This is a genomic window from Roseovarius halophilus (ex Wu et al. 2025) (genome assembly GCF_047086965.1).
Window position 1 is genome coordinate 1 of record NZ_JBKOTX010000062.1, and the last position, 21,458, is coordinate 21,458.

Annotated in this window: 19 protein-coding genes and 1 pseudogene; 14 read left to right on the top strand and 6 right to left on the bottom strand. The window is 64.4% G+C overall.

The window, feature by feature from the left end; all coding sequences use genetic code 11:
• From ACH107_RS13890 to hemE, 3 genes and pseudogenes are all read right to left on the bottom strand, one after another.
• Positions 1 to 408 (bottom strand): annotated as a pseudogene (locus ACH107_RS13890) (IS481 family transposase); the annotation flags it as partial.
• Between the two features lie 393 nt (positions 409 to 801).
• The gene (locus ACH107_RS13895; RefSeq protein ID WP_412506348.1) at positions 802 to 1,188 is read right to left on the bottom strand and encodes a hypothetical protein; all 387 of its coding nucleotides are present in this window, start codon (positions 1,186 to 1,188) and stop codon (positions 802 to 804) included.
• 3 nt (positions 1,189 to 1,191) lie between these two features.
• Positions 1,192 to 2,223, bottom strand: a complete 1,032-nt coding sequence (gene hemE / locus ACH107_RS13900) for a uroporphyrinogen decarboxylase (RefSeq protein ID WP_310690530.1) — start codon at positions 2,221 to 2,223, stop codon at positions 1,192 to 1,194.
• A gap of 90 nt (positions 2,224 to 2,313) precedes the next feature.
• Between hemE and hemC the strand changes: the two genes are divergently transcribed.
• On the top strand, positions 2,314 to 3,279 hold the full coding sequence (hemC, locus tag ACH107_RS13905) for a hydroxymethylbilane synthase (RefSeq protein WP_310690529.1): 966 nt from the start codon (positions 2,314 to 2,316) through the stop codon (positions 3,277 to 3,279).
• Here hemC and ACH107_RS13910 read toward each other — a convergent pair.
• Positions 3,276 to 3,773: a MarR family transcriptional regulator gene (locus tag ACH107_RS13910; RefSeq protein ID WP_310690528.1), complete on the bottom strand. Its 498-nt coding sequence runs from the start codon at positions 3,771 to 3,773 to the stop codon at positions 3,276 to 3,278. The genes hemC and ACH107_RS13910 overlap by 4 nt on opposite strands.
• Positions 3,774 to 4,000: 227 nt before the next feature.
• Between ACH107_RS13910 and ectA the strand changes: the two genes are divergently transcribed.
• The 8 genes from ectA (at position 4,001) to ACH107_RS13950 (ending at position 11,880) form a co-directional block, all read left to right on the top strand.
• The gene (ectA, locus tag ACH107_RS13915; protein ID WP_310690527.1) at positions 4,001 to 4,549 is read left to right on the top strand and encodes a diaminobutyrate acetyltransferase; all 549 of its coding nucleotides are present in this window, start codon (positions 4,001 to 4,003) and stop codon (positions 4,547 to 4,549) included.
• 47 nt (positions 4,550 to 4,596) lie between these two features.
• On the top strand, positions 4,597 to 5,883 hold the full coding sequence (ectB, locus tag ACH107_RS13920) for a diaminobutyrate--2-oxoglutarate transaminase (protein ID WP_310690526.1): 1,287 nt from the start codon (positions 4,597 to 4,599) through the stop codon (positions 5,881 to 5,883).
• 5 nt (positions 5,884 to 5,888) lie between these two features.
• On the top strand, positions 5,889 to 6,284 hold the full coding sequence (locus ACH107_RS13925; protein ID WP_310690525.1) for an ectoine synthase: 396 nt from the start codon (positions 5,889 to 5,891) through the stop codon (positions 6,282 to 6,284).
• A gap of 23 nt (positions 6,285 to 6,307) precedes the next feature.
• A complete protein-coding gene (locus tag ACH107_RS13930) occupies positions 6,308 to 7,732 on the top strand; it encodes an aspartate kinase (RefSeq protein ID WP_310690524.1) in 1,425 nt (474 codons plus the stop codon).
• 132 nt (positions 7,733 to 7,864) lie between these two features.
• The gene (locus ACH107_RS13935; protein ID WP_310690523.1) at positions 7,865 to 8,701 is read left to right on the top strand and encodes an ArsR family transcriptional regulator; all 837 of its coding nucleotides are present in this window, start codon (positions 7,865 to 7,867) and stop codon (positions 8,699 to 8,701) included.
• On the top strand, positions 8,698 to 9,696 hold the full coding sequence (locus tag ACH107_RS13940; RefSeq protein ID WP_412506349.1) for an ArsJ-associated glyceraldehyde-3-phosphate dehydrogenase: 999 nt from the start codon (positions 8,698 to 8,700) through the stop codon (positions 9,694 to 9,696). Before ACH107_RS13935 ends, ACH107_RS13940 begins: the two co-directional genes overlap by 4 nt.
• A complete protein-coding gene (gene arsJ, locus ACH107_RS13945; protein WP_412506350.1) occupies positions 9,693 to 10,949 on the top strand; it encodes an organoarsenical effux MFS transporter ArsJ in 1,257 nt (418 codons plus the stop codon). The genes ACH107_RS13940 and arsJ overlap by 4 nt, the downstream gene beginning before the upstream one ends.
• A gap of 85 nt (positions 10,950 to 11,034) precedes the next feature.
• Positions 11,035 to 11,880, top strand: coding sequence for a fumarylacetoacetate hydrolase family protein (locus ACH107_RS13950; RefSeq protein WP_412506351.1), 846 nt, complete (start codon positions 11,035 to 11,037; stop codon positions 11,878 to 11,880).
• Positions 11,881 to 11,983: 103 nt separating this feature from the next.
• Here the strand turns inward: ACH107_RS13950 and ACH107_RS13955 are convergent, their stop codons facing one another.
• Entirely contained in the window at positions 11,984 to 13,309 is a 1,326-nt protein-coding gene (locus tag ACH107_RS13955) for a GH1 family beta-glucosidase (protein WP_310690519.1), read from the bottom strand.
• A gap of 8 nt (positions 13,310 to 13,317) precedes the next feature.
• Positions 13,318 to 14,346, bottom strand: a complete 1,029-nt coding sequence (locus ACH107_RS13960) for a LacI family DNA-binding transcriptional regulator (protein WP_310690518.1) — start codon at positions 14,344 to 14,346, stop codon at positions 13,318 to 13,320.
• A gap of 268 nt (positions 14,347 to 14,614) precedes the next feature.
• Between ACH107_RS13960 and ACH107_RS13965 the strand changes: the two genes are divergently transcribed.
• From ACH107_RS13965 to ACH107_RS13985, 5 genes are all read left to right on the top strand, one after another.
• Positions 14,615 to 15,883 (top strand): ABC transporter substrate-binding protein, encoded by a 1,269-nt coding sequence (locus ACH107_RS13965; RefSeq protein ID WP_310690517.1) that lies wholly within the window; start codon positions 14,615 to 14,617, stop codon positions 15,881 to 15,883.
• Positions 15,884 to 15,982: 99 nt separating this feature from the next.
• Positions 15,983 to 17,215 carry a sugar ABC transporter permease gene (locus ACH107_RS13970; protein WP_310690516.1) on the top strand — a complete coding sequence of 411 codons (1,233 nt, stop codon included), beginning with the start codon at positions 15,983 to 15,985 and terminating at the stop codon, positions 17,213 to 17,215.
• Entirely contained in the window at positions 17,215 to 18,366 is a 1,152-nt protein-coding gene (locus ACH107_RS13975) for a carbohydrate ABC transporter permease (protein WP_310690515.1), read from the top strand. Before ACH107_RS13970 ends, ACH107_RS13975 begins: the two co-directional genes overlap by 1 nt.
• A 16-nt stretch (positions 18,367 to 18,382) precedes the next feature.
• Positions 18,383 to 20,044 carry an alpha-amylase family glycosyl hydrolase gene (locus tag ACH107_RS13980; RefSeq protein ID WP_412506352.1) on the top strand — a complete coding sequence of 554 codons (1,662 nt, stop codon included), beginning with the start codon at positions 18,383 to 18,385 and terminating at the stop codon, positions 20,042 to 20,044.
• A 22-nt stretch (positions 20,045 to 20,066) separates the two neighbouring features.
• Positions 20,067 to 21,155, top strand: coding sequence for an ABC transporter ATP-binding protein (locus tag ACH107_RS13985; RefSeq protein ID WP_412506353.1), 1,089 nt, complete (start codon positions 20,067 to 20,069; stop codon positions 21,153 to 21,155).
• The last annotated feature ends 303 nt before the right edge of the window (positions 21,156 to 21,458 follow it).

The window sequence follows — 21,458 nt, forward strand, 5'->3', positions numbered from 1 at the left end:
GTAGCCCGGCTCATAAGCCTTGAAGGCGCTACGCTTCGGCTGCGGTGCCCTGGCCTTGAGATCGCGCAGGTTGCCGACCCCGTGCCGACGCAGGCAGCGATCCAGCCCCGAGCGCGAGGCCTTCGGGTTCAGGAACTCCCGCACCACCGCCAGCAGGTCGTCGAGCGAGACCAGCAGGGTCTTGCGCAGCGCCACCGCGACAGCCTCCTGCGCGGGCGTCAACGTCGTCTGCAGCCGATGCGGCGTGTGGCTGCGGTCTTCAACGCTGTCGCGCTTGCGCCACTTCCACACGGTTTGCTCGGAGGTCCCGTGGCGCTCGGCAACGATCCAGGCCGGTTCATCGCTCGCCTGGATGGCCGCCCTGATCTTCGGTGTGGTCGTAGCTTGGCCATGAAGCGTGATCAGCATGTCGATCTCCCGTCTCGCAACTCGTTCAAAACAGATCGTGCCATGAAAAGCGCAGATCGACGAGGGGCTATGTGATCATCCGGGATGGAACAGCTACCATACAGCTTTGAAAAATTGACTGCGTGCTATTCGACAACTACAATCAAATGTATTTGAAATGCAGTAAAGCTCGTGGCCATAAAAGGCTTCGGCGCCAACTCGGCACCAGGCAGGTAAGTGCCGCTGGTTTCGTCGCCATGAACATGGGCGCTTTGCATGATCAGTATTTTGGTCGTGACTCTGCGAAGGCAGCTTCAGCGCGCGGTACAGAAAATGTGCGGCAGTCTCTAAACCGAGCTTGCTAAGGCACTTGATGAGGACAACTTCCATCTCGAGTTGCTGAACAGGTGACGATTACATCGAAACGGTGTTACTCCATAGAATTATATGGCATACACTTGCCGTGAAAGCTATAGCTGCAATGCCTAAGCAGATGACTGCGATGGGATAAAGCCAATCCATCATTTTCGGGTAGCCTTTCTTCGGGTCTTTAGTCCATCGGGGGACCATCGACTGAAAAAGGATAGCGCTTGACAGGGCCAGAGCCGAACTAATCGAACCAGTTAGCATAAGAACCCAAAATGAAACAGCCCTCGAGACTTCGGGCAAGTCAAATACCGTATTTAATGTAATTGGAATAGCGTTTAGAAAAATTGTTACTGAAACGACCATAGACACAGTTTTGCCGCGTAATTCAGCAAGGCTAGAACGATCGGAAAAGTTATTCTGGTCGTAATCCATTTTTTAATCGTTGCGGATCGTGTCGATCATCAGCTGTACGTTCTCGGGGTCCGCATCGGGCGTGATCCCGTGACCCAGGTTGAAGATATGTGGGCCGTTCGAGAGCGCCTCGACCACGCGGCGTGTTTCGCGGACCAGATCGTCGCCCCCCGTTACCATGTGGGACGACTTTAGGTTGCCCTGCACGCAGCCCGCGGTCTGCACCTGGTCTGCGGCCCATTCCGGGGTCACGCCATCATCCAGCGCGATGCAGTCTGCGCCGATGTCCCGGTGCAGGCCGACGAATTTCTCGCCCGCACCGCGCGGGAAGGCGATGACAGGCAGGCCGGGGTGCCGCGCCTTGAGTTCGGCGGTGATGCGGCGGGCGGGCGCGATGGCGTATTTCTGGAAATCCTCGCCCTGCAGCGATCCGGCCCAGCTGTCGAAGATCTTGACCACCTCGGCCCCGGCCTCGGCCTGGGCCGAAAGGTATTCGATCGTGGCCTCGGTGATCCGGTCCAGAAGTGCCTCGAACAGGGGGCGGTTCTCGGACTTGAGCGCATGGGCCGGGCCCTGATCGGGTGTCCCGCGTCCGGCGATCATGTAGGTGGCGACGGTCCAGGGGGCCCCTGCAAAGCCGATCAGGGTGGTCTCGGCGGGCAGTTCCCGCGACAGTATGCGCAGGGTTTCGTAAATCGGGGCCAGGTGGTCATGCACCGTGTCGGCGGGTTTGAGCGTGTCAAAGCCGCCCTGGTCGGTGATGGTGGACAGGCGCGGCCCCTCGCCGGTGACGAACCACAAATCGGCCCCCAGCGCCTGCGGGACCAGCAGGATATCTGCAAACAGGATCGCCCCGTCGAAGCCATAGCGGCGGATCGGTTGCAGCGTCACCTCGGCGGCCAGGTCCGGCGTGTAGCACAGAGACAGGAAATCCCCCGCCTGCGCCCGGGTCGCGCGGTATTCGGGCAGATAGCGGCCCGCCTGGCGCATCATCCAGATCGGCGGGGTGGGCAGGGTTTCGCCCGCGAGGGCGCGCAGGATCGTCTTGTCGGTCATGGGAACTCCTATCAACAGCATCGAGGTTCCAGTTGCGCCGGGTGAAGTCAAGCCATTGTCAGCCCCGATTGACAGCACTAGAAGCGACGCATGACGCATGATCTGCCCTCCCCCGACCGTCCGTTGAAGATCGGCACCCGCGGTTCGCCGCTGGCGCTGGCCCAGGCCCATGAAACCCGCGATCGGCTCGCTGCGGCCTTCGAACTGCCCGAGGCGGCCTTCGAGGTCGTGGTCATCAAGACCACCGGCGACAACCGCTCGATGATCGACGCGGACAGGCCGCTCAAGGAGATCGGCGGCAAGGGCCTTTTCACCAAGGAGATCGAGGAGGCCATGCTGGCGGGTGTGATCGACATCGCCGTGCATTCCATGAAGGACATGCCGGTGGCGCAGCCCGCCGGGCTGGTGCTGGATTGTCTGCTGCCGCGCGAAGACGCGCGGGATGCCTTCGTCTCGTTGGAGCATGGCGCGCTGAGCGATCTGCCCGAAGGTGCGGTGGTGGGCACGTCGAGCCTGCGGCGGCAGGCGCAATTGCGCGCGCGGCGACCGGACCTGCAGGTGGTGGAGTTTCGTGGCAACGTGCAGACCCGGCTGAAAAAACTAGAAGACGGTGTGGCGGCGGCCACCTTCCTGGCCATGGCCGGGCTGCGGCGGCTGGGCCGTGCCGAGGTGGCCCGCGCCGCCATCGCCACCGAGGACATGCTGCCGGCCATCGCGCAGGGCGCCATCGGGATCGAACGGCGCACCGCGGATGACAGGGTTGCCGGGATGCTTTCGGCGATTCACGACACGGACACCGGTGCCCGGCTGGCCTGCGAGCGGGCCTTTCTCGCGGCGCTGGACGGCTCTTGCGAGACGCCCATCGGCGGGCTGGCCGAATTTGCCCCCGAGGGCCTGCGCCTGCGCGGCGAGATCCTGCGCCCCGACGGGTCCGAGGTTCATGCAGGCGAGATGTCCGGCCCCGTCGCCGACGGACCGGCCATGGGCGAGGCGCTGGCGCGCGAATTGCTGGGCCGGGCCACGCCCGGCTTCTTCGCCGCGATGAAGGGCGGCTAGCCGCGCCGGCCCGAGCGGATGTCACCCGTCGTCAGGACCGGGGCCGCGTCGATGTCCTGGGCGTCGAGCATGTCGGCCACCCGTTCCAGTGACGAGATAAGCTGTGCCTGCTCCCAGTCCTGCAGCTGCTTGAAGGCCGCGACATAGCGTTGTTGCAGCGCATCGGGCGCATCATCCAGCCGTTCGCGGCCCAGGTCGGTGGCGATGATATTGGTCTGGCGGCGGTCCAGGTCCGATGGCACCCGCGTGACCAGGCCGCGCGCCACCAGCTTGTCCACCAGCGCGGTGACCGTCGCCTGGCTGACCCCCATCTGGCGGGCGAGCAGCTTGGGCGTGGCGCTGTCGCGCTCGGCCACGATTTGAAGCACGCGCAGTTGCGCGGGACTCAGGCCGACTGCATGCGCCAGATCCCGTGCATACGATTCGGTGGCCCGCAGGATGCGGCGCAGCGCGATCAGGCTTTCGTCGGTGCGGTTGGGAAAGGCTGTTGACATGTTGCAAGTATGGCACGGACCGAGCAGTCCTTCAATCGCCTAAGGAGTTTTGTGAGATATTCACGAAGCGAAGCATGAGCCTTGCAGAAAAGAGATGAAACCTGAAGGGGTCGAGGCTTTGTAAACGTGCCATCTGCGCGCAAGATGCGCATCGCTTGCTTTGAAGGTTGAATTATCGGGTCAGATATACTAATTAGCTTTCCGAACAATCAGAGAGGTCAGCTCCCATGCCCAAGGACATCTTGAACGACGATCCGGTCAAACCCCGAGCGCGCGTGCCCCGTCTGCGCAAACCCGATGCCAAGGACGGGGCGGAAATCTGGGCGCTGATCAAGGCGTGCAAGCCTCTCGACGAGAACTCGATGTACTGTAACCTCGTCCAGGCCGACCATTTTCGCGACACCTGCGTGGTGGCCGAACTCCACGGCGAGGTCGTCGGCTGGATTTCCGGCTACATGATCCCCGAGAAGGACGAACTCTTCGTCTGGCAGGTCGCGGTGAGCGACAAGGCGCGCGGGTTGGGCCTGGGCCGCAAGATGCTGACCCACCTGATCGAGCGCAAGAATTGTGCCGATGCCACCCACCTGAAGACGACAATCACCAAGGACAACGACGCCTCCTGGGGCCTGTTCCGCAGCTTCGCGCGCCACATCGGCGGCGATCTGTCGGATGCGCCCCACTTCGAGAAGGAGGTGCATTTCGAGGGCCGCCACGACACCGAACACATGGTGACGATCGAGCTGCCCGCCTCGGTGCCGCTGCGCCGCGCGGCCTGATCCGCGCACCCGGCCCCCTCACACAAGATTTCCCGAAAGGATCCATCATGGCCAAGGACATGACCAAAACCGCTACGATCTATGACCGCCGCGAAAGCGAGGCGCGCTCCTACTGCCGCGGCATGCCCGCCGTCTTTACCAAGGCGCAGGGCTCCATCATGACCGACGAGACCGGCAAGACCTACATCGACTTCCTCGCCGGGTGTTCGTCGCTGAACTACGGGCACAACGACCCGGACATGAAGGCCGCGCTGATCGAGCACATGACCAATGACGGCATCACCCACGGGCTGGACCTGCACACGGATGCCAAGGGCGATTTCCTGCACGCGCTGGAAACCCACATCCTGGAACCGCGTGACATGGATCACAAGGTGATGTTCACCGGCCCGACCGGCGCCAATGCTGTCGAAGCGGCCATGAAGATTGCGCGCAAGTCCACCGGGCGGACCAATGTCATCGCCTTCACCAACGGCTTTCACGGCGTGACCATGGGGGCGCTGGCCGCCACCGGCAATGGCTACCATCGTGGCGGCGCGGGCATGGACACCTCGGGTGTGACGCGACTGCCGTTCGACGATTTCGCCAAGGGCGTCGACTCGGTTGCCCTGCTGGACAGCATGCTGTCGGACGGCTCGGGCGGCATCGACGCCCCCGCGGCCATCCTGCTGGAGACCGTGCAGGGCGAAGGCGGCCTGAACGCCGCTTCGCCGGAGTTCGTGCGCGGGGTCGCCCAGGTCGCCAAAAAGCACGGCGCGCTGTTGATCATCGACGACATCCAGGCCGGCTGCGGCCGCACCGGCACCTTCTTCTCGTTCGAGGAGATGGGCGTGATGCCCGACATCGTCACCATGGCGAAATCCATCTCGGGCTTTGGCCTGCCGCTGGCGCTGGTGCTCGTGCGCCCCGAACATGATGTCTTCGGCCCGGCCGAGCACAATGGCACCTTCCGTGGGAACACCCATGCCTTCGTGACCGCCAAGACGGCGATTTACAAGTTCTGGTCGGACGACAAGTTCCAGCAGGACCTGGCGCACAAGACGGTCATGATCACCACGGCCCTGAACGAGATCGCCGAGATGATACCCGGCGCCTATCTCAAGGGGCGCGGGCTGATGCAGGGCGTGGACGTGGGCAGCGGCGAGCTGGCCGAGAAGATCTGTGCGCGGGCCTATGAAAAGGGCCTCGTGATCGAGACCTCGGGCAGCGACGACGAGGTCGTCAAGGTCCTCGCCCCGCTGACCACCTCGATGGAGACCTTCCGCAAGGGCTTCAACATTCTTGTGGACGCGACCCGCGACGTCCTCGCCAACACCAAGATCGCAGCGGAGTAAGCCCCATGATCGTTCGCGACTTTCACGACATCACCGCCAACCAGCCCGACCGCGTGGTTTCCGACGCGCAGTGGTCCTCGGTGCGGATGCTGCTGGCCGACGACGATATGGGGTTCTCGTTCCATATCACCTTCCTCGAAGCGGGGTCGGACCACACCTTCCACTACAAGAACCACTTCGAAAGCGTCTATTGCATGCAGGGCACCGGCGAGATCACCGACCTGGCCACGGGGACGACCTACCCCATCCGGCCCGGCGTGATGTATGCGCTGGACCAGCACGACAAGCACCGGCTTGTCGCCCATGAGGAACTGGTCATGGCCTGCTGCTTCAACCCGCCGGTGACGGGCACGGAGGTGCACCGCGAAGACGGTTCCTACGCGGCGCCCGACGAAAGCTGACGCAAAGGACAAGGAGGCCGAGCATGGCCCATACCGTGGAAAAGATCGGCGGGACCTCGATGTCCCGCGTCAACGAGCTGCGCGACACGCTCTTCATAGGCGACCGCAGCGGGGCGGCGCTTTATGGCCGCGTATTCGTCGTCTCGGCCTTCGGGGGCATCACGGATCTGCTACTCGAGCACAAGAAGACCGGCGACCAGGGCGTCTACGCCCAGTTCGCGCAATCCGACACCGGCCATGGCTGGCACGATGGGTTGACCCGCGTCGCCGATGCCATGATCGCGGCGCACAAGGCCGTGCTGGACAACCCCGCCGACATCGAACAGGCGGATGATTTCGTGCGTGACCGCGTCGACGGGGCGCGCAACTGTCTGATCGACCTGCAGCGGCTGTGTTCCTACGGCCACTTCCGCCTGTCCGAGCACATGCTGCAAATCCGCGAGCTTCTCTCGGGCCTTGGCGAATCCCATTCGGCCTTCGTGACCACGCTGTTGCTCCAGCGCGCGGGCGTGAATGCCCGTTGCGTGGATCTGTCGGGCTGGCGGGACGAGGGCGATGTGACCCTGGAAGAACGGATCTCTTCGGCCATGGCGGGCGTCGATCCGGAAACGGAAATGCCCATCGTCACCGGCTATGCGCAATGCGCCGAAGGCCTGATGCGCGAGTTCGACCGAGGCTATTCCGAAGTGACGTTTTCGCGGCTGGCCGCCCTGACCGGCGCGCGCGAGGCGATCATTCACAAGGAATTCCACCTGTCCTCCTGCGACCCGAAACTGGTGGGCGAGGGGGCCGTGCGCAAGCTGGGCCGTACCAATTACGACGTGGCCGACCAGCTGTCCAACATGGGAATGGAGGCGATCCACCCCAAGGCGGCCAAGGTCCTGCGCCAGGCCGAGATCCCGCTGCGCGTGACCAACGCCTTCGAGCCGGGCGATCCGGGCACGCTGATCGACGACCAGCGCGCCGAGCGGGCGGCGGTCGAGATCGTCACTGGCCTGGATATCGTCACTCTCGAGGTCTTCGAGCAGGACATGGTCGGCGTGAAAGGCTATGATGCCACGATCCTGGACGTGCTGCGCCGTCACGACGTGCGCATCGTCTCCAAGGTGTCGAATGCCAATACCATCACGCACTACCTGGACACATCGCTCAAGACCATGCGGCGCGTTGAAAAGGATATCGCTGCGGCCTATCCCGGCGCCGAGATCACCACGCGTACCGTGTCAGTCGTCTCGGCCATCGGGCGCGACCTGCGCGGCCTGTCGGTGCTGACCCGTGGGTTGCAAGCCATCGCCAAGGCCGGGCACGAGGCGATCGGCGCCACACAGGGCCCGCGCAACGTGGATGTGCAATACATCGTCGACCGCGACAGCCGCGATGCCGTGGTCAAGGCCCTGCACGGCGCGCTGATCGAGGGCGCTGAGGCCCCGCTGGCCAAGGCCGCCTGACCGGCGCCCGGTCGCGCGATCAGCCACAGACGAAGGGCCCGCCGCGTGAAAGCACGGCGGGCCCTTTGATGTGAAAACCGGCGTTACAAAAGCTTCACTTGAGCGGGTCGGTATTTCGAATATCCATAAAATATGGAAAAAGAAAGCCCGGCCCGACTCGCGACCCTCGGCCACCCGCAACGGCTGGCCGTCTACCGGTTGCTCATGCGCCGCTATCCCGACCGGGTGCCGGCGCAGGAAATCGCGCAGGCCATCCATTCAAAGCCCAGCACCACCTCTGCCTATCTGTCCGCCCTGTCTCAGGCCGGGCTGATCAGCGCGCAGCGTGACGGAACCTCGTTGCGCTACGCCGTCGAGATGGACGTGGCGCAGACCCTTTTCGATGATCTGTTCCTGGATTGCTGCCGGGGCCGGGTCGATCTTTGCACAACCGACCAACAACGGAGGCCCGACATGGCCACGGATACTGACCGGAAATACCGGGTGCTGTTTCTCTGCACCGGCAACTCGGCCCGCTCGATCTTTGCCGAATCCATCCTGCGCCAGACGGCGGGCGACCGCTTCGAGGCCTATTCGGCCGGGACCACGCCGAAATCGCAGCTCAACCCCTTTGCGGTCGAGGTGCTGAACCAGAAGGGCCATGACACGAGCCTCCTGCGCGCCAAGCACATGTCCGAGTTCCAGGCCGAGGACGCGCCACGGTTCGACTTCGTCTTCACGGTCTGCAACCAGGCGGCCAACGAAGAATGCCCCGCTTGGGGCGGCCAGCCGGTCTCGGCCCACTGGGGGATGTCCGACCCTGTCAAGGTCGAGGGCACGGATGCCGAAAAGAGCCTCGCCTTCCAGAACACCTATGGCGGGCTCTATCGCCGTATCTCGGCCTTGACCGCGCTGCCGCTTCCGGAACTCGACCGGATGTCCCTGCAACAGGCCGTCGACGAGATCGGCCAGACCAAGGATGACGCATGACTGTCTACGCGCTCAACGGCCTCGGCCGCATCGGAAAGCTCGCCCTGAAACCCCTTCTGGACCAGGGCATGGACATTGCCTGGATCAACGATGCGGTGGGCGACCCGGAAATGCACGCCCACCTTCTGGAATTCGACACGGTGCACGGGCGCTGGGACGCGGACTTTGCCCATGACGCGGACAGCGTGACGATCGACGGCACCAAGCTGCCCTTCATCGGTACACGCGCCCTGTCCGATTTGCCGTTGGACGGCGTGGACGTCGTGATCGACTGCACCGGCGTCTTCAAGACCGAGGCCGCGCTGGCCCCCTATTTCGAGGCGGGCGTGAAAAAGGTGATCGTTTCGGCCCCGGTCAAGGACGGGCCCACGGCGAACATCGTGGTGGGGGTCAACGACGCGAGCTATGACCCCACCGCGCACCGGATCGTCACCGCGGCCTCCTGCACGACCAACTGCCTGGCGCCGGTGGTCAAGGTGATCCACGAATCCCTTGGCATCCGCCACGGCTCCATCACCACGATCCACGACGTGACCAACACGCAGACCATCGTGGACCGCCCCGCCAAGGACCTGCGCCGCGCGCGCTCGGGGCTCAATTCTCTCATCCCGACCACGACCGGAAGCGCCACGGCGATCACGCTGATCTACCCTGACCTTCAGGGCCGGCTGAACGGCCACGCCGTGCGGGTGCCGCTGCTCAACGCCTCGCTGACCGATTGCGTCTTCGAGGTGGCCCGCGAGACAAGCGCGGAAGAGGTCAACGCCATGTTCAAGGACGCCGCCGAGGGCGAGCTGGCCGGCATCCTGGGCTACGAGACGCGGCCCCTGGTCTCGACCGATTACACCAACGACACCCGCTCCAGCATCGTCGACGCCCCCTCGACCATGGTGGTGAACGGCACCCAGGTGAAGATCTACGCTTGGTATGACAACGAGATGGGCTATGCCTACCGGCTGGTGGATGTGGCGCGGATGGTGGGGGCCTCTCTTTGACCGCTGCGACCGAACGCCCTAAAGGGTTGTCCGCCTATATCGCCGTCACCGCCGCGTACTGGGCCTTCATGCTGACCGACGGCGCGCTGCGTATGCTGGTGCTGTTGCATTTTCACACGCTGGGCTTTTCGCCGGTGCAGTTGGCCTATCTCTTCGTGCTCTATGAAATCGCGGGGATGGTGACGAACCTCTGCGCCGGCTGGATCGCGGCGCGCTTCGGGCTGACCTCGACGCTCTATGCCGGGTTGGGCTTGCAGGTGATCGCGCTGGTCGCGCTGGCGCAGCTGGATCCCGAATGGGCCATGGCCCTGTCGGTGATCTACGTCATGCTGGTGCAGGGGGCCTCGGGCGTGGCCAAGGACCTGGCCAAGATGTCGTCGAAATCCGCCGTGAAGCTGCTGGCACCCACCGGACAGGGGGGCTTGTTCCGCTGGGTCGCGGTGCTGACGGGATCCAAGAACGCGGTCAAGGGGATGGGCTTTCTGCTCGGCGCGGCGCTGCTGGGCGGTGTCGGCTTTATCGGCGCGGTCTGGGTCATGGCGGCGGTGCTGGCGGTGATCCTGCTGGCGGTGGCGCTTTTCATGCCCAGGGGTCTGCCAACGGGCCGCAAGGGCGCGAAATTCTCCGAGGTCTTCTCGGATTCCGCCAACGTCAATTGGTTGTCGGCGGCGCGGGTCTTTCTGTTCGGTGCGCGGGATGTCTGGTTCGTGGTCGGTCTGCCGGTCTACTTCTACGCGGTCCTGTCGGACGGCAGCGAAGCGGGCAACCGTGCGGCCTTCTTCATGATCGGGACATTCATGGCCGTCTGGATCATCCTCTACGGGGCGATGCAGGCTTCGGCCCCGCGCCTACTGCGCGCCGACCGGCGGCCCGAGGCGGAACTGGTGGGCGCGACACGCGGCTGGGCGCTGGCGCTCATGGCGGTGCCGGTGATCCTGACCGGGGCGGCGCTGGCCGCGGGCCAGCCGCAGAGCTGGCTGACGGTCACATTGGTCGGGGGGCTGCTGGTCTTCGGGGCGCTCTTCGCGATCAATTCCTCTCTGCACTCCTACCTGATCCTGGCCTTCACCAAGGCCGAACGCGTGACCATGGACGTGGGATTCTACTACATGGCCAATGCAGGCGGCCGGCTGCTGGGCACGGTGCTGTCCGGGCTGACTTACCAGCTGGGGGGCTTGCCGCTGATGCTGGGCACGGCCTCGGTCATGGTGGCGCTGAGTGCCCTGGCCGCCGGGCGCCTGCGCGGCGTCTGAGCCTGTTTGTCTTTTTGAGCCGCGCGTTTTACTTACAAGGACGACAAGCACCGGCGCGGCGAGGGCGCCAAGAGGAGGAACAAAGATGAAATTCCTGCGTTTTGGAGATCTAGGCGCCGAGAAACCCGGGCTGTTGGACAAGGAGGGCCGGGTGCGCGACCTGAGCGGCATCGTGGCGGATTTCGCCGGGCCCACCGTCTCGACCGAGGCGCTGGCCGAACTGGCCGCGATCGACCAGGACGACCTGCCGGTGGTGGCGCAGCCCGGCCGTATCGGGGCCTGTCTCGCGCGGGTACCGAACTTCCTCTGCATCGGGCTGAACTACGCCAAGCACGCCGCCGAAGCCGGCCAGGACGCGCCGGCCGAGCCGATTGTCTTTTCCAAGGCCGTCTCGGCGCTGGCCGGGCCGGACGACCTTTTGACCATTCCCGAGGGCAGCGAAAAGACCGATTGGGAGGTCGAGCTTGGTGTGGTGATCGGACGCGAGGCCTACTGCGTGGGCGCGGCCGAGGCGCTGGCGCATGTCGCGGGCTATTGCGTGATCAACGACATCTCGGAACGCAGCTATCAGCTGGACCGCGGCGGCCAGTGGATCAAGGGCAAGTCGGCCCCGGGCTTCGGCCCCGTCGGCCCCTGGCTGGTCACGGCGGACGAGGTGCCCGACCCCCAGGCGCTGGGGCTGAGCCTGACCCTGAACGGCGAGGCCGTGCAGGAGTCGACGACCGCCGACATGATCTTCCCGGTGGCCGAGATCATCAGCCACCTGAGCGAATTCATGGTGCTGCAGCCGGGCGACATCATTGCCACCGGTACACCCTCGGGCGTGGGCATGGGCATGCGCCCGCAGCGTTTCCTGCGGCCCGGGGATGTCATGGAAGTGACGGTCGAGGGGCTGGGCACCCAGCGCCAGGAGGTTCGGGCGTCTTCATAGCCGCCACGCCTGCGACCTGCGAGAGGGCCAGAGGCAGGCATGACGGTCTGTTCTCTGTATCGGGCCCTTTTTTTGTTCGGCCCCGCGGAACCTTGGGCGCCCGCTACCGCCCCAGTGCCTTGGCGAACTCGTGAAACGAGGCCTTGGGCGTGCGCGTCATGGTCTCGTAGTCCACGTGCACCATGCCGAAACGCTTTTCATAGCCGAAGGCCCATTCGTAGTTGTCCAGCAAGGACCAGTAGAAGAAGCCCCGCACGTTGGTGCCCTTGTCCATGGCGTTATGTGTCGCCTCCACGTGCTCCGAGATGAAGCTGATGCGCGCGGGGTCATGGACCGCGCCGTCGATCACATGATCGTCCCAGGCCATGCCGTTCTCGGTGACATAGACGGGCAGGTCGCCGACGTAATCGCGCGACAGCCGGGTGAGCGTGTCCTCCAGCCCCTGGGGGAAGACCTCCCAGCCCATCTGTGTCTTGGGCAGGGGGCCGGGCACAGGGTCCATCGCGGGCCAGGCCATGTCGGGCATGGCCCGCATCAGACCGCGCGTGTAGTAGTTCACGCCCAGCCAGTCGATCGGCTGCGAAATCGCGGCCATGTCGTCCTGCCAGCCCGCGGGCAGATGCGGCTCCAGGCCCTCCAGAGCCTCTTGCGGGTAGCTGCCGCGGGTGATCCCCTCAAGGAACCAGCGGTTCATGATCGCGTCCTGGCGGGCGGCGGCGGCGGCATGATCGGGGCCGTCCTCGGCCGGGACATCGGCCTCGAAGTTCAACACGATCCCGCAGTTTTCGCGCCCCTCGGCGCGCAGAACTTCCATCGCCGCGCCATGCGCCTTGAGGACATGGTGCATCGCCCGCGCGGTGGCGCGGATATCGCGCAGCCCGGGCGCGTGATGGCCCAGGAAGTGCGACAGGTAGGACACGCACCAGGGTTCGTTGATCGTGGCCGTGGCGTGCACGCGGTCACCGATGCGGCGGGTGATGACCTGCGTGAACTCGGCGAACCAGTTGTGGACGTCCGGGTTGGTCCAGCCGCCCAGGTCGGCCAGCGCCGAGGGCATTTCCCAATGATAGATCGTGTGGAAGGGCCTGAGCCCCCGTTCCAGCATGCCGTCGACCAGCCGATCATAGAAATCCAGTGCCTCGGTGTTCACCGGCCCGCGCCCCTCGGGCAGGACCCGCGCCCAGGAGGTTGAGAACCGGTAGGCGTCCATGCCGGCCGCGCGCAGCAGGTCGAGGTCCGCCTCCCAGTGCAGATAGTGGTCACAGGCCCGGCTCCCGTCCTCGGCCCCGATCACGTTGCCGGGCACCCGTGCGAAGCTGTCCCAGTGACAGGACCCGGCGCCGCCATGGGTCGATCCTTCAATCTGGTAGGCGGCGGTCGCGGCGCCGAACAGGAAATCCTCGGGAAAGTCGGAGCGGTTGAAATCCATCTCTGTCCTCACTCTGTCGGGGCGGGGCCGGTCGAGCGGCCCACCGTCAGTTCCGCCTCCATCAGCACCTGCCGGGGTGGGGCGTCGGGCGTGTCTATCCTGTCGATCAGCATTTGCGCCACTTGTCGACCGGCCTCGCGCACAGAAGATCGTGTGGAGGTGAACAGCGGCACATCGGCGCCGCTGGTGAAATAGGACAGGGCGTCGTCATGGGTGATGACGGAGACATCCTGCCCCATGCGCAAGCCGCGATCCTCCAGCGCGCGGCGCACGCCCATGGCGCTGATCATCGACGAGACCAGGAAGGCGGTCGGCGGCAACGGCCGGTCCAGAAGGTCGAGCGCGCAGACATGGCCCATGGCCTCGGTCATTTCGCCGCTGACCTCCAGCGCCGGGTCGGGGTTGAACCCGCGCGCGGTCAGCGCCGTCTCGTAGCCCGTGCGGCGGCGGGCGGCGAAATCCATCGTCTCCAGCCCGTTGATCAGCGCGATCCGGCGGTGGCCGAGGTCCAGCAGAAAGTCCGTGGCGCGCTGGAAGGCGCGACGGTTGTTCACGTCCAGCCAGGAATAGTCCTGCGGCAGGCCCGAGGCGCGCCCGTGCACCACGAAGGGCAGACCCAGGTCCTGCAGCATCGGAACGCGCGAATCTTCCATGCGGGGGCCATGCAGGATGACCCCGTCGACGACACCACGCCGCTTGAGCGACCGGTAAGCGTCTTCGGTGCGGTCGTCCTCTACCACCGAGATGAGCATCTCGTAGCCGTGGCTGGAATAGGTTTCCCCCGCCCCGGCGATGAAGTCGCCGAAGACCGGGTTCACCATCTCGTGCTTGGTCGAAAGGGGAATCACGTGGCCGATCGCCTGCGACCGTCCCGTCGCCAGCCCCTGGGCGCGGGCGTTGGGCGAGTAATCATAGCGGCTGGCCGCGTCCAGCACGCGCCGCCGGGTCTCTTCCTTGACCTCGGGGTAGCCGTTGAGCGCCCGGCTCACCGTGGTCGGCGATAGGTTCAGCTTGGCAGAGAGTTCCTTGAGGTTCATGGGCGTGCTTTTGGGTGAGGAATTGAAAACGCTTTGAAGCGCAGCTTGTTGCGCATCCTTTCTTGTCCCGCGCAAAAAATCAATGCAAATTCTGTCAGATACCTTGCAAGTGCAGAATTTATGGTGCTGCGCTTGCAGCGTTGACAGGGTGGCGCGTTTGGTACAAAGCTACGTTACTCAAAGCGCTTTGGTCCGAGTCGGAGGACCGGCCCTGCGCCCGTTCAAGACTGCAGTTAAGCGCGGTTTCCGTGCAATTGGGAGGATATTCATGAAACAGACCCTGCTTACCGGTGCGGCGACCGTCGCCCTGACCGCCGGGATGGCCTCGGCCCAGGACCTGACCGTTTTCGGTCCCTGGCTGGGACCGGACCAGGAAATGGTCGAAACCGTGCTCGCCGCCTTCGAGGAGCAGTCGGGCTACGACGTCAGCTACGTCGGCTCGGACAGCTTCGAACAGCAGATCATGGTCGATGCCGAGGCCGGCTCGGCCCCGAACGTCGCCGTGTTCCCGCAGCCCGGCCTGGCCTCGGACATGGCGTCGGATGGCTTTCTGACCCCGCTGCGGGACGGAACCGCCGACTGGCTGCGTGAGAATTACGCCGCCGGCCAGTCCTGGGTCGACCTCGGCACGTTCGAGAACGCGAGTGGCGAGGAAAACCTCTACGGCATGTTCTACAAGGTCGATGTGAAATCGCTTGTCTGGTACGTGCCCGAGAACTTTGAGGATGCGGGCTACGACATCCCCGAAACCATGAAAGAGCTCAAGGCCCTGACCGAGCAGATGGCGGCGGACGGCCTTACCCCGTGGTGCATCGGGTTGGGCTCCGGCGGGGCCACCGGCTGGCCGGCCACCGACTGGGTCGAGGACATGATGCTGCGCACCCAGCCGCCGGAGGTCTACGACGACTGGGTCACCAACGAGATGCCCTTCGACGCCGAGCCGGTGGTGAACGCGATCGAGGAATTCGGTTACTTCGCGCGCAACGACGATTACGTTGCCGGCGGGTCTGACGCCGTGGCCTCGACCGATTTCCGCGACAGCCCCAAGGGCCTGTTCGATGCCCCGCCGCAGTGCATGATGCACCGTCAGGCGTCCTTTATCCCCGCGTTCTTCCCCGAGGGCACCGAGGTCGGGCTTGATGCCGACTTCTTCTACTTCCCGGCCTACGAGGCCGAGGACCTGGGCACCCCGGTCCTGGGCGCGGGCACCATGTGGGCCATCACCAACGAGAACGAGGCGGCCCATGACCTGATGGCGTACCTTCAGACGCCTGAGGCACACGAGATCTGGATGGGTCTGGGCGGTTTTCTGACACCGCACACCGGCGTCGATACCTCGACCTTCGCGGACCCCACCCTCGCCAAGATGAACGACATCCTGCTCGACGCGACGACCTTCCGCTTCGACGCCTCCGACCTGATGCCGGGCGGTGTCGGCGCCGGGTCCTTCTGGACCGGCATGGTCGATTATGCCGGCGGCGCGGATGCCGAGGATGTTGCCTCTGACATCCAGGACAGTTGGGACTCGCTCAAGTAAGCGGGTCCGCCCGGACCGAAAGTTCGGACGGTCCGGCCCCGCGCCGGGCCGTCCCCAGCAAGACCGGAACGCCGCGACGGCCGCGTCAGGGAGGGGCTCATGTCACCAGCGCTACAGGGACTTATCACGATCCTGATCGGGGTCGGTGGATGTCTGGGATATTTCTATTTTTCCAACCAGTTGCTCGACAAGGTCATCTTTCCGGCCAAGGGGCCGAAGGCGGGCCAGAACATCAATCGCGCCAACCAGGTGCGCCCCTGGCTGTTCCTGTTGCCCGCAATGCTGTTCCTCAGCCTCTACCTGCTTTATCCGGTGGTCGAGACCCTGCGCCTGTCCTTGACCGACCGCGACCAGGACGGGGGCTTCGTCGGGCTGGCGAACTACCAGCAGATGTTCGGCGAAACCAAGTTCTGGGAAGCCATGCGCAACAACATGCTGTGGCTCTTCGTGGTGCCCGCGGCCTCGACCGCCTTCGGCCTTCTGGCCGCGCAACTGACCGACCGCATCAAGTGGGGGGCCGCGGCAAAGTCCATCATCTTCATGCCCATGGCGATTTCTTTCGTCGGCGCCTCGGTGATCTTCCGCCTGATCTATGTCGCCCGCCCCGCGGACCAGGCCCAGATCGGTGTGCTCAACGCCATCTGGCTGCAGTTCGAGGGCGGTGCGGGCAGTTTCCTCGTGCTCAAGGTGCTGCCGGCCATCGTGCTGCTGAGCTTTGCCGCCATGGTGGCCTACGTGGGCTACATCCTCCTCAAGCCCTTCCTCGGGCGGGGCTCTTCCTACAGCAGCTTCGGGTCGGTCCTGCGGATCGCCGGGGTGGCGGGGGCCGCCTATCTCGTGGTCACCTCACTGTGGCAGGTGATCGAGATCTTCACCATGCAGTTGCCCTATGGCGAGGCGCAGCAATGGCTGACGATCCCCTTCTACAACAATTTCTTCCTGATGATCGTGCTGATCTGGATCCAGACCGGCTTTGCCATGGTGATCCTTTCGGCCGCCCTGCGCGGCATTCCCGAGGAAACCATCGAGGCCGCCATCGTGGACGGTGCCAATCCCTTCGAGGTCTTCTTCCAGATCATGGTGCCGCAGATCATGGGCACCATCGTCGTGGTCTGGACCACGATCACGCTGGTCGTGCTCAAGATCTTCGACATCGTGTTCGCCATGACCAACGGCCAGTGGGAAACCCAGGTTCTGGCCAATTACATGTTCGACAAGCTGTTCCGGGCGAATGACTGGGGCGTTGGCTCGGCCAGTGCCATTGTCATCATGCTTCTGGTCTCTCCGATCCTGGTCTGGAACGTCTACAACGCCCGCAAGGAGATGCGCTGATGGACAATGTTGCCGGAACCAAGTCCAGCCTGACCTGGGCGGTGCATATCGCCACGCTGGCGCTGGTGCTGCTCTGGGTCTTTCCCACGCTGGGCCTGTTCATCTCGTCCTTCCGCACGGTGGACCAGATCAACACCTCGGGCTGGTGGGCCTCGCTGTCTGCCTCGGAACAAAGCGAGGTCCTGCGCACGGCCAGCCCCGAGGAAAATCGCGTTCCTGACGGCGACATGTTCGTGGTCACCGGCAACCTTTTTGAAGAGGGCTCGGAGAAGATAATTAGCACCTGGGGGACATCCTCGCTCAACATCTCGGCCTACCAGGCGGGCGAGACCGCCGACATGGACGATGACGGCACGCTGACGGTCGAGGAGGACGGTTCCTACGTCTGGCGCGGCACGGACGAGCATATCTCGGGCCGCGGCGAGCGGGTCTTTGCCACCGCCAAGGCCCCGCCGGAGTTCACCCTGGACAATTACGAACAGGTCCTGCTGTCGGGCGACAGCACCGACAGCATGTCGAAGGCCTTTTTCAACACCCTGACCGTGACAATTCCGGCCACGATCATCCCCATCGTGGTGGCGGCCTTCGCGGCCTATGCGCTGGCCTGGATGGATTTCCCGGGACGTGCGCTGCTGATCGCCATGGTGGTGGGGCTGCTGGTCGTGCCTCTGCAACTGGCGCTGATCCCCTTGCTCCGCTTGCACCTGGGCATCGGTATCGGCAAGGGCTACCTGGGCGTCTGGCTGGCCCACACCGCCTTTGGCCTGCCATTGGCGATCTACCTCTTGCGAAATTACATGGTCGGCTTGCCGCGCGACATCATCGAGAATGCCCGCGTGGACGGCGCGACCGAGTTCCAGATCTTCACCAAGATCATCCTGCCGCTGTCCTTCCCCGCACTGGCCAGCTTCGCGATCTTCCAGTTCCTCTGGACCTGGAACGACCTGCTGGTGGCCAAGGTATTCCTGATCGACGCCAGCGGCGAAACCACGGTGATGACCAACAAGATCGTTGAGCTTCTGGGCACCCGCGGCGGCAACTGGGAAATCCTCGCGACGGCGGCCTTCGTATCGATCGCGGTGCCGTTGGTGGTGTTCTTCGCGATGCAGAAATACTTGGTGCGCGGCATGCTTGCCGGCTCCGTGAAATAGGAAAGACAAGACTATCATGACGAAACTGGAGGCCCTGGTGCCAGGCAGCGTGCTGGAAAAGGAACAGGATTGGTGGCGTGGTGCGGTGATCTATCAGATCTATCCGCGCAGCTTCCAGGACAGCAATGGCGATGGCATCGGCGACCTGGCCGGGATCGTGCAGCGGTTGCCCTACGTCGCCTCGCTGGGGGTCGATGCGATCTGGATATCGCCCTTCTTCTCTTCGCCGATGAAGGACTTCGGCTATGACGTCAGCGACTATTGCGACGTCGATCCGATGTTCGGCACCCTGGCGGACTTCGACGCGGTGGTCGAGACCGCGCACGGGCTTGGGCTGAAGGTCATGATCGACCTCGTCCTCAGCCATACCAGCGACCGGCACCCCTGGTTCTCCGAGAGCCGTGCCAGCCGCGACAACGACAGGGCCGACTGGTATGTCTGGGCCGATCCCAAGGACGATGGCACGCCGCCCAACAACTGGCTGTCGATCTTCGGCGGCTCGGCCTGGCAGTGGAACCCGCGGCGCGAACAGTATTACCTGCACAACTTCCTGGCCTCGCAGCCCGATCTGAATTTCCATGAACCGCAGGTACAAGAGGCCCTGCTGGACGTGGCGCGGTTCTGGCTGCACCGTGGGGTCGACGGCTTCCGGCTGGACACGATAAACTTCTATGTCCACGACGCCCAGCTGCGCGACAACCCGCCCCTGCCGGCGGAACAGCGCAACGCCAACATCGCGCCCAGCGTGAACCCCTACAATCACCAGGAACACCTTTATTCCAAGAACCAGCCCGAGAACCTTGAGTTCCTGCGCAAGCTGCGCCGGGTCATGGCCCCCTTCAACGCCGCCGCCGTGGGCGAGGTGGGCGATGCCCAGCGCGGGCTCGAGATCATGGGCGAATACACCGCCGGCGACGATCTGATGCAGATGTGCTATGCCTTCGAATTCCTGGCCAAGGACCAGCCGACGCCCGACCGCATCGCCAGCGTCATGGCCCGGGTTGACGAGGTCGCCGCCGACGGTTGGGCCTGCTGGGCCTTTTCCAATCACGACGTGATGCGCCACGCCACCCGCTGGGGCCTGACACCGGCGGCGCAGCGGGCCTTTGCCTCGCTTATCATGTGCCTGCGCGGGTCGGTCTGCATCTACCAGGGCGAAGAGCTGGGCCTGCCCGAGGCCGATGTCGCCTTCGAGGACCTGCAGGACCCTTACGGCGTCGAGTTCTGGCCCGAGTTCAAGGGCCGCGACGGTTGCCGCACACCGATGGTCTGGGAGGACTCGAATCTGCACGGTGGCTTTTCCACCGCCCCCAAGACCTGGCTGCCGGTCAGCCATGACCATGTGCATCGCGCCGTCGCCGTCCAGGAGGAAGACCCTGGCGCCCTGATCCATCACTACCGTCGGGCCATCGCCTTCCGCCATGCCCACCCGGCGTTGGAAAAGGGCGACCACGATGGGGTCCACGCCGAGGGGGACGTGGTCCATTTCACGCGCCGACAGGGCGACGAGGAAATCTTCTGCGCCTTCAACCTGTCCGACACGCCCTCGGAACTGTCCCTGCCTGCGGGGAGCTGGGCGCCGGTCGGCGCGGAACTTGGCGGGGCCCATGTGTCGGCGGACAACAAATTGCATCTCGGACCGTGGCAGCCCTGTTTCGCTGTCCGCGGAACCGGGTAGGAAGATCAAAGGGAGGGACCAGATGGCGGACCTGAGGCTGGAGAACGTCGAAAAGACCTATGGCGGCACCGTCGAGGTGCTCAAGGACATCAATCTCGACATCAAGAAGGGCGAGTTGATTGTCTTTGTCGGCCCCTCGGGCTGTGGCAAGTCCACCCTGTTGCGCATGATTGCCGGGCTGGAAAAGATCACCGGCGGCACGCTGGAAATCGACGGCCAGCGCGTCAATGACGTGCCGCCCGCGCAGCGCGGCATCGCCATGGTGTTCCAGTCCTACGCGCTCTATCCGCACATGACGGTGCGTGACAACATGGCCTTCGCCCTCAAGCTGGCCAAGAAAACCCCCGCGGAGATCGACGCCGCCATCGAGAAGGCCGCAAAGATCCTGCAGCTGGAACCCTACCTCGACCGCCTGCCCAAGGCCCTGTCGGGTGGCCAGCGTCAGCGGGTAGCCATCGGCCGGTCCATCGTGCGCGACCCCAAGGTCTATCTTTTCGACGAACCGCTTTCCAACCTCGACGCCGCACTGCGGGTCGCCACGCGGATCGAGATCGCGCAGCTCAAGGAATCCATGCCGGAGTCCACGATGATCTACGTCACCCACGACCAGGTCGAGGCCATGACCCTCGCCAGCCGCATCGTGGTTCTGGCGAACAAGGGGATCGCGCAGGTCGGCTCGCCGCTCGAGCTTTACGAACGCCCCGAGAACGAGTTCGTCGCCCAATTCATCGGCTCGCCGGCCATGAACCTGATGTCGGGCGAAATCAGTGCCACAGGGGAACAGACCACCGTCAAGCTCGACGGGGGCGGAACCGCGGTGGCCGACGTGCCCACGCAAGACTCCGACAAGGGCCTGAAGGTCAATGTCGGTGTGCGCCCCGAGGATTTCACCGAGACAGAGGGCGATTTCATCTACCAGGGCAAGGTGGCCATCACCGAGGCGCTGGGCGAGGTGACGCTGCTCTACTTCGATCCTGACGGGCGCGAGGAACCCATCATCGCCAAGCTGCCCGGTATCCATGCCGATGTGCGCGGCAAGACCGTGGGCCTGACCGCCGAGCCGTCGCGCGTGCAGGTCTTCCACAACGGCAAATCGCTGCACTACCGCTAGGCCGCCCTCGCAAGACAGACCCGGCCCGTTGCCATAGCGGCCGGGTACTGGGTGACGTCATCCGCTCTGCCCGGTTTGCTTGCCAAGTGGGCAACCTGCTGCTGCGGCTGGCGGTCGGAAGGGCAGGTGGCGATTGTCCGCCGACACGTCGGGGCCGGGGCCTTGTCTTACGCGCGGTCATGCCGCTGACGGCTGAATTTTGTGGCGCTCAACCCTTGCGTTCACGCCCGACTCCCAGAAGACTCGGCAAATTCCCCGGACCAACACGGGGGTCCACGAAAACGGCGCGCGCCGGGCAAACTC

What these genes read in the sequence shown, in the direction of transcription:
- ACH107_RS13895 (WP_412506348.1), bottom strand. Translation starts at nt 1,188, where the DNA reads ATGGATTACGACCAGAATAACTTTTCCGATCGTTCTAGCCTTGCTGAA.
- hemE (WP_310690530.1), bottom strand. Translation starts at nt 2,223, where the DNA reads ATGACCGACAAGACGATCCTGCGCGCCCTCGCGGGCGAAACCCTGCCC.
- hemC (WP_310690529.1), top strand. Translation starts at nt 2,314, where the DNA reads ATGACGCATGATCTGCCCTCCCCCGACCGTCCGTTGAAGATCGGCACC.
- ACH107_RS13910 (WP_310690528.1), bottom strand. Translation starts at nt 3,773, where the DNA reads ATGTCAACAGCCTTTCCCAACCGCACCGACGAAAGCCTGATCGCGCTG.
- ectA (WP_310690527.1), top strand. Translation starts at nt 4,001, where the DNA reads ATGCCCAAGGACATCTTGAACGACGATCCGGTCAAACCCCGAGCGCGC.
- ectB (WP_310690526.1), top strand. Translation starts at nt 4,597, where the DNA reads ATGGCCAAGGACATGACCAAAACCGCTACGATCTATGACCGCCGCGAA.
- ACH107_RS13925 (WP_310690525.1), top strand. Translation starts at nt 5,889, where the DNA reads ATGATCGTTCGCGACTTTCACGACATCACCGCCAACCAGCCCGACCGC.
- ACH107_RS13930 (WP_310690524.1), top strand. Translation starts at nt 6,308, where the DNA reads ATGGCCCATACCGTGGAAAAGATCGGCGGGACCTCGATGTCCCGCGTC.
- ACH107_RS13935 (WP_310690523.1), top strand. Translation starts at nt 7,865, where the DNA reads ATGGAAAAAGAAAGCCCGGCCCGACTCGCGACCCTCGGCCACCCGCAA.
- ACH107_RS13940 (WP_412506349.1), top strand. Translation starts at nt 8,698, where the DNA reads ATGACTGTCTACGCGCTCAACGGCCTCGGCCGCATCGGAAAGCTCGCC.
- ACH107_RS13950 (WP_412506351.1), top strand. Translation starts at nt 11,035, where the DNA reads ATGAAATTCCTGCGTTTTGGAGATCTAGGCGCCGAGAAACCCGGGCTG.
- ACH107_RS13955 (WP_310690519.1), bottom strand. Translation starts at nt 13,309, where the DNA reads ATGGATTTCAACCGCTCCGACTTTCCCGAGGATTTCCTGTTCGGCGCC.
- ACH107_RS13960 (WP_310690518.1), bottom strand. Translation starts at nt 14,346, where the DNA reads ATGAACCTCAAGGAACTCTCTGCCAAGCTGAACCTATCGCCGACCACG.
- ACH107_RS13965 (WP_310690517.1), top strand. Translation starts at nt 14,615, where the DNA reads ATGAAACAGACCCTGCTTACCGGTGCGGCGACCGTCGCCCTGACCGCC.
- ACH107_RS13970 (WP_310690516.1), top strand. Translation starts at nt 15,983, where the DNA reads ATGTCACCAGCGCTACAGGGACTTATCACGATCCTGATCGGGGTCGGT.
- ACH107_RS13975 (WP_310690515.1), top strand. Translation starts at nt 17,215, where the DNA reads ATGGACAATGTTGCCGGAACCAAGTCCAGCCTGACCTGGGCGGTGCAT.
- ACH107_RS13980 (WP_412506352.1), top strand. Translation starts at nt 18,383, where the DNA reads ATGACGAAACTGGAGGCCCTGGTGCCAGGCAGCGTGCTGGAAAAGGAA.
- ACH107_RS13985 (WP_412506353.1), top strand. Translation starts at nt 20,067, where the DNA reads ATGGCGGACCTGAGGCTGGAGAACGTCGAAAAGACCTATGGCGGCACC.